The organism is Pseudomonas sp. S37, from assembly GCF_016658545.1.
In the GTDB taxonomy this organism is placed as follows: Bacteria; Pseudomonadota; Gammaproteobacteria; order Pseudomonadales; family Pseudomonadaceae; genus Aquipseudomonas.
The window spans coordinates 1-5652 of record NZ_JACVZC010000192.1; the positions used below are offsets into that span (position 1 = coordinate 1).

Sequence of the window (5652 nt, forward strand, 5' to 3'; positions counted from 1 at the left end):
AGATCAACAGCCAGATCAACAGCCAGATCAACAGCCAGATCAACAGCCAGAGCAGGATTCGGGGTTGCGCTGAAATTTACATCGGGCCTCGGCCTGTATGCGGCGATAGCCGCAGCGCTATCAGCGCAATAGCGAACGGTGGTTGTCCTAAAACCTGCGAAAGAGGACAATTATCGGCTTCCCGTCACAACCAGCGACCTTGCATGGCCTTTCTTGCACTTGGTATCAACCATAAGACTGCCTCGGTAGACGTACGCGAGCGCGTGGCGTTTACCCCAGAGCAGCTGGTAGACGCCCTGCAGCAGCTCTGCCGACTGACGTCCAGCCGCGAAGCGGCGATCCTGTCGACGTGCAACCGCAGTGAGCTCTATATAGAGCAGGACCACCTGTCCGCCGACGCCGTGCTGCAATGGCTGGCCGACTACCACCGCCTCAGCCTCGACGAGCTGCGCGCCAGTGCCTACGTGCACGAAGAGCACGACGCCGTGAAGCACATGATGCGCGTGGCCTCCGGCCTCGACTCGCTGGTCCTCGGCGAGCCGCAGATCCTCGGCCAGATGAAGTCCGCCTATGCCGTGGCCCGCGAGGCCGGAACCGTCGGGCCGCTGCTCGGGCGCCTGTTCCAGGCCACCTTCAGCGCCGCCAAGCAGGTACGTACCGACACCGCCATCGGCGAAAACCCGGTGTCGGTGGCGTTTGCTGCAGTCAGCCTGGCCAAGCAGATCTTCGCCGACCTGGGCCGCAGCCAGGCCCTGCTGATTGGTGCCGGCGAAACCATTACCCTGGTCGCCCGCCACCTGCATGAGCAGGGCGTACGCCGCATCGTCGTCGCCAACCGCACCCTGGAACGTGCCAGCATCCTCGCCGAGCAGTTCGGTGCGCATGCCGTACTGCTGGCCGACATCCCTCAGGAACTGGCCAACAGCGACATCGTCATCAGCTCCACCGCCAGCCAGCTGCCTATCCTTGGCAAGGGCGCGGTCGAGAGCGCGCTGAAACAGCGCCGGCACAAACCGATCTTCATGGTCGACATCGCCGTGCCACGCGATATCGAAACCGAAGTGGGCGAGCTGGACGACGTCTACCTGTATACCGTCGACGACCTGCACGACGTGGTGGCGGAAAACCTCAAGAGCCGCCAGGGTGCGGCGCAGGCCGCCGAAGAGCTGGTGACAGTAGGCGCCGAAGACTTCATGCTGCGCCTGCGCGAGTTGGCTGCGGTGGACGTGCTCAAGGCCTATCGCCAACAAAGCGAGCGCCTGCGCGACGAAGAACTGCAAAAAGCCCAGCGCCTGCTGGCCAACGGCGGCAACCCCGAAGACGTACTGGCCCAACTGGCCCGGGGCCTGACCAACAAACTCCTGCATGCGCCCAGCGTGCAGTTGAAAAAGCTCTCGGCCGAGGGGCGCGTCGATGCGCTGGCCATGGCCCAGGAACTCTTTGCCCTCAACGAGGGCTCGACGGACAAATCCCCGCAATGAAAGCGTCGCTGCTGAACAAACTGGAAATCCTCCAGGACCGCTTCGAAGAACTCACCGCCCTGCTCGGTGATGCCGAGGTCATTTCCGACCAGACGCGCTTTCGCGCCTATTCCCGCGAATACGCCGAGGTCGAGCCGGTCTACGCTGCTTATAAAGAGTGGCGCAAAGTCCAGGACGACCTTGAAGGTGCCCAGGCGCTGCTCAAGGACAGCGACCCGGACCTGCGCGAAATGGCCGTGGAAGAAGTGCGTGAAGCCAAGGAGCAACTGCTGACGCTGGAGGCGCAGCTGCAGCGCATGCTGCTGCCCAAAGACCCCAACGACGGCCGTAACGTGTTCCTCGAAATCCGCGCCGGTACCGGTGGCGACGAAGCGGCGATCTTCTCCGGCGACCTGTTCCGCATGTATTCGCGCTACGCCGAAAAACGCGGCTGGCGCCTGGAAATCCTGTCCGAGAACGAAGGCGAGCACGGCGGCTACAAGGAAATCATCGCCCGCGTCGAGGGTGAGAACGTCTATGGCAAGCTCAAGTTCGAATCCGGCGCACACCGCGTACAGCGTGTGCCCGAGACCGAATCCCAGGGCCGTGTCCACACGTCTGCCTGCACGGTGGCAGTGCTGCCCGAGCCGGACGAACAGGCCGCCATCGAAATCAACCCGGCCGACCTGCGCGTCGACACCTATCGCGCATCCGGTGCCGGTGGCCAGCACGTCAACAAGACCGACTCGGCCATCCGCATCACCCACTTGCCCACCGGCATCGTGGTGGAGTGCCAGGAAGAGCGTTCGCAGCACAAGAACCGCGCCCGGGCCATGTCCTGGCTGTCGGCCAAGCTCAACGACATGCAGACCAGCGCCGCGCAAAACGCCATTGCCAGCGAGCGCAAGCTGCTGGTGGGCTCTGGTGACCGCTCCGAGCGCATCCGCACCTACAATTATCCACAGGGCCGGGTGACGGATCACCGTATCAACCTGACCTTGTACTCGCTGGACGACATCCTCAGCGGTGGCGTGGATGCGGTCATCGAACCGCTGTTGGCCGAATACCAGGCCGATCAATTGGCCGCCCTGGGGGACTGATGACCATCATCGCCAGCCTGCTGCGCAACGCGCAGCTGCCCGAGTCGCCCACCGAGCGCCTGGACGCCGAACTGCTGCTGGCCGCCGCCATCGGCAAGTCGCGCAGCTACCTGCACACTTGGCCCGAGCGTATTGTCAGCAGCGAAGATGCCCAGACCTACGCTGGCTACCTGCAGCGCCGCCGTGGCGGTGAGCCGGTGGCTTATATCCTCGGCCAGCAGGGTTTCTGGAAGATCGACCTGGAGGTCGCACCGCATACCCTGATCCCGCGGCCAGATACCGAGCTGCTGGTCGAAACAGCCCTTGAACTGCAACCTGCCTCGCCAGCCAAGGTCCTGGACCTGGGCACCGGCACGGGCGCTATCGCCCTGGCCTTGGCCAGCGAGCGCCCGGCGTGGAAGGTAACAGCGGTTGACCGGGTGGAAGAGGCCGCGGCCCTGGCCGAGCGTAACCGCCAGCGCCTGGGCTTGGGCAACGCTCAGGTGCGGCTCAGCCACTGGTTCGACAGCCTGGTAGGTGAGCGTTTCGACCTGATTGTCAGCAACCCACCCTATATCGCTGCTGCAGACCCCCACCTGGTGGCGGGCGATGTGCGCTTTGAACCCAGCAGTGCGCTGGTGGCCGGTGCCGATGGCCTGGACGACCTGCGCGTGATCGCCGCCCAGGCCCCCGCGCATCTGTTGCCGGGTGGCTGGCTGTTGCTGGAACACGGCTACGATCAAGCCGCAGCGGTACGCGCCCTGCTGGCCGAACAAGGCTTTGTCGAAGTCGCCAGCCGTACCGACCTGGGTGGCCATGAACGTATCACCTTGGGGCGTCTGCCATGCTGAGTGACCAGGAACTGTTGCGTTACAGCCGTCAGGTGCTGCTGGCCCAGATCGACATCGACGGCCAGTTGCGGCTCAAGCACAGCAAGGCGCTGATCATTGGCCTGGGTGGCCTGGGCTCCCCGGTAGCCTTGTACCTGGCGGCTGCCGGGGTTGGTGAGCTGCACCTGGCCGACTTCGACACCGTCGACCTGACCAACCTGCAACGCCAGGTGATCCATGACAGCGCCAGCGTCGGCATGAGCAAGGTCGATTCGGCCTTGCAACGGCTGGAGGCAATCAACCCGGAAATCAGCCTGGTTGCGCACCGCCAGGCACTGGACGAGGACTCGCTGGCAGCCGCCGTGGCAGCGGTCGACCTGGTGCTGGACTGCTCCGACAATTTCGCTACCCGCGAGGCGGTCAACGCTGCCTGTGTCGCTGCCGGCAAGCCGCTGGTCAGTGGCGCGGCAATCCGCCTGGAAGGGCAACTGTCGGTGTTCGACCCGCGGCGCGACTACAGCCCTTGCTACCACTGCCTGTACGGGCATGGCAGCGAAGCCGAGCTGACCTGCAGCGAGGCCGGGGTGATCGGCCCGTTGGTGGGCCTGGTGGGCAGCCTGCAGGCGCTGGAAGCGATGAAACTGCTGGCCGGCTTCGGTGAGCCGCTGGTCGGCCGCCTGCTGTTGATCGACGCCCTCGGCACCCGTATTCGTGAGCTGCGGGTCAAGCGCGACCCGGCTTGCGCGGTCTGTGGCAAACGCGATGGCTGAGCGCTCGGCGCCGGTCGGCGTGATGGACTCGGGGGTCGGCGGTTTGTCGGTACTCGCCGAGATCCAGCGCCTGCTGCCCAACGAGACGCTGTTGTACGTGGGCGATTGCGGCCACATACCTTATGGCGAGAAGTCGCCAGACTATATCCGTGAGCGCTGCCGACGCATTGCCGGCTTCTTCCACGAGCAAGGCGCCAAGGCCTTGGTACTGGCCTGCAACACTGCAACGGTAGCGGCGGCGGCTGACCTGCGTGAGTTGTACCCGAGTTGGCCGTTGGTGGGGATGGAGCCTGCGGTGAAGCCCGCAGCGGCTGCAACCCGTTCGGGCGTGGTGGGTGTGCTGGCGACCACCGGCACCTTGCAGAGCGCCAAGTTCGCCGCATTGCTCGACCGCTTCGCCAGTGACGTGCAGGTGATCACCCAGCCTTGCCCGGGGCTGGTCGAGCTGATCGAAACCGGTGACTTGGCCAGCCCGGCGCTGCGCCAGATGCTGCTGGGCTATGTACAGCCGCTGCTGGCCGCCGGCTGTGACACACTGATCCTCGGTTGCACCCATTACCCCTTCCTGCGCCCGCTGCTGGCTGGCATGGTGCCTGCGGACGTCGCCATCATCGACACCGGTGCTGCCGTGGCGCGTCAACTGCAGCGGCTATTGGGCGCCAGTGACCTGCTGGCCGACGGCCCGGCTCGGGCTACCCGCTTCTGGACCAGCGCCGATCCGCAATCCCTCAGAAAAATCCTGCCTGTGCTGTGGCATAAGTCCGACGATGTGCAAAGCTTTGCGTTGTAAAAAAAACGTGAAAAATAGCTGAACTATCGTCCCACTGCCGCTTTCTACCGCTTTGCCTGAGATGAGGCGGACACTAATAACAGCATCAGGAAGAAGGATGTTTCTCATGAAGAAACTGCTGGTCTTGGCGGCGGCTGCCGTCCTTGGGTTGGGGCAAGCGGTATCGGCGCAGGCAGCCGACGTTTCGTTTTCGGTAGGCCAGACAGGTGACTCGACCATGGTCTACCGGTTGGGGCTGCAATCGAACTGGGATGCGAGCTGGTGGCAGACCAGTGTCGGCCGCCTGACAGGCTATTGGGACGGGGCTTACAGCTATTGGGATGGCGACAAGACCTCGAGCAACCACAGCCTGTCGTTCGCGCCAGTGTTCGTCTATGAGTTTGCCGGGGAGTCAGTGAAACCCTACATCGAGGCGGGAATTGGTGTGGCGGCGTTCTCCAGCACCAAGCTGGAAAGCAACGACCTGGGCTCGGCCTTCCAGTTCGAGGACCGCATCGGCTTTGGTCTGCGCTTTGCCGGCGGGCATGAGATCGGCGTGCGGGCGATTCACTATTCCAACGCGGGTATCAAGCAGCCCAATGATGGCGTGGAAAGCTACAGCCTGCATTACCGCATGGCGCTCTGAGTCAGCGCTGTCGCGTAGAGAACCGAGTTCGCAAGCGGTCCGCAATACCCTGTGGGAGATTCTATGGTTTTCAGCAAGCCGGTTTGACGCCTTTGGTG

The 5652-nt window shown here is 63.9% G+C and carries 6 protein-coding genes; all 6 read left to right on the plus strand.

Features of this window, described 5'->3' with window-relative positions; genetic code table 11:
• Positions 1-203 precede the first annotated feature (203 nt).
• The 6 genes from hemA to IAE39_RS28805 all read left to right on the plus strand — a co-directional run bounded on the left by hemA (position 204) and on the right by IAE39_RS28805 (position 5554).
• Positions 204-1481: a glutamyl-tRNA reductase gene (gene hemA, locus IAE39_RS28780; protein ID WP_012270484.1), complete on the plus strand. Its 1278-nt coding sequence runs from the start codon at positions 204-206 to the stop codon at positions 1479-1481.
• Positions 1478-2560: a peptide chain release factor 1 gene (prfA, locus tag IAE39_RS28785; protein WP_003247392.1), complete on the plus strand. Its 1083-nt coding sequence runs from the start codon at positions 1478-1480 to the stop codon at positions 2558-2560. Before hemA ends, prfA begins: the two co-directional genes overlap by 4 nt.
• Complete coding sequence (prmC, locus tag IAE39_RS28790; protein WP_201207855.1) at positions 2560-3390, plus strand: peptide chain release factor N(5)-glutamine methyltransferase; 831 nt, start codon at positions 2560-2562, stop codon at positions 3388-3390. The genes prfA and prmC overlap by 1 nt, the downstream gene beginning before the upstream one ends.
• The gene (locus tag IAE39_RS28795; RefSeq protein WP_201207856.1) at positions 3384-4139 is read left to right on the plus strand and encodes a molybdopterin-synthase adenylyltransferase MoeB; all 756 of its coding nucleotides are present in this window, start codon (positions 3384-3386) and stop codon (positions 4137-4139) included. Before prmC ends, IAE39_RS28795 begins: the two co-directional genes overlap by 7 nt.
• Positions 4132-4929: a glutamate racemase gene (gene murI, locus IAE39_RS28800; protein WP_201207857.1), complete on the plus strand. Its 798-nt coding sequence runs from the start codon at positions 4132-4134 to the stop codon at positions 4927-4929. Before IAE39_RS28795 ends, murI begins: the two co-directional genes overlap by 8 nt.
• A 106-nt stretch (positions 4930-5035) precedes the next feature.
• Positions 5036-5554 carry an acyloxyacyl hydrolase gene (locus IAE39_RS28805; RefSeq protein ID WP_201207858.1) on the plus strand — a complete coding sequence of 173 codons (519 nt, stop codon included), beginning with the start codon at positions 5036-5038 and terminating at the stop codon, positions 5552-5554.
• Positions 5555-5652 lie beyond the last annotated feature (98 nt).

Excerpts from the sequence above, each read along its gene's own strand:
- hemA (WP_012270484.1), top strand. The coding sequence starts at position 204 with ATGGCCTTTCTTGCACTTGGTATCAACCATAAGACTGCCTCGGTAGAC.
- prfA (WP_003247392.1), top strand. The coding sequence starts at position 1,478 with ATGAAAGCGTCGCTGCTGAACAAACTGGAAATCCTCCAGGACCGCTTC.
- prmC (WP_201207855.1), top strand. The coding sequence starts at position 2,560 with ATGACCATCATCGCCAGCCTGCTGCGCAACGCGCAGCTGCCCGAGTCG.
- IAE39_RS28795 (WP_201207856.1), top strand. The coding sequence starts at position 3,384 with ATGCTGAGTGACCAGGAACTGTTGCGTTACAGCCGTCAGGTGCTGCTG.
- murI (WP_201207857.1), top strand. The coding sequence starts at position 4,132 with ATGGCTGAGCGCTCGGCGCCGGTCGGCGTGATGGACTCGGGGGTCGGC.
- IAE39_RS28805 (WP_201207858.1), top strand. The coding sequence starts at position 5,036 with ATGAAGAAACTGCTGGTCTTGGCGGCGGCTGCCGTCCTTGGGTTGGGG.